Genomic DNA, 711 nt, shown 5'->3' with positions numbered 1-711 from the left:
CTCGGCCCAGTCCCAGATGAAGCCGCCCTGGGTGGCCGGGTTGGCCCGGATGACGTCCCAGAACTCGCGGAAGTTGCCCAGGCTGTTGCCCATGGCGTGCGCGTACTCGCCGAGGATGACCGGCTTGGTGGTGCTCTTCGCCTGTTCCTCGAACCGCTCCGGCGACGGGTAGCGCGGGCCCCAGACGTCGGCGAACGGCGCGTCGCCGTCCGGGTTGTTGGACTGGTGGTACTTGGGCCGGGTCGGCTCGTTGGCGTCCAGCCACTCGGCCATGGCGTGGTGGTGCGCGCCCAGGCCCGCCTCGTTGCCGGTGTCCCACAGGAACACGCTCGGGTGGTTCTTGTCCCGCTGCACCATGGCGGTGAAGCGGTCCAGGAACGCGGCGCGCCACTCCGGCTGGTCCGCCTGGCACCAGCGCGAGCAGTCCTCGTGGTTGTGGGTCTCGATGTCGACCTCGTCGGCGATCCACAGGCCGTGGCGGTCGGCCAGCTCGTAGAAGTACGGGTCGGACGGGTAGTGCGAGGTGCGCACCGCGTTGACGTTGAGCTGCTTCATCAGCGCCACGTCCCGCTCCTGCGCCGCCCGCGGCACGTGCCTGCCGTGGTCGGGGTCGGTCTCGGCGCGGTTCACGCCCTTGAACAGGACGCGCTCGCCGTTGACCAACAACTGCTCGTCGCGGATCTCGATCTCGCGGAACCCGGTGGTCTCGGA

Annotated in this window: 1 protein-coding gene; it reads right to left on the bottom strand. The window is 69.6% G+C overall.

The features are described 5' to 3' along the window. Positions 1 to 711, bottom strand: a 711-nt coding sequence (locus tag ABD223_RS43315; RefSeq protein ID WP_344044194.1) for a glycoside hydrolase family 2 TIM barrel-domain containing protein, incomplete at both ends; no start/stop codon positions are given.

Source organism: Saccharothrix xinjiangensis, from assembly GCF_039527585.1.
Classification (GTDB): Bacteria; Actinomycetota; Actinomycetes; order Mycobacteriales; family Pseudonocardiaceae; genus Actinosynnema; species Actinosynnema xinjiangensis.
The sequence above is the reverse complement of the archived record's forward strand: the minus strand, read 5'-3'. Positions and strand labels throughout refer to the sequence as shown.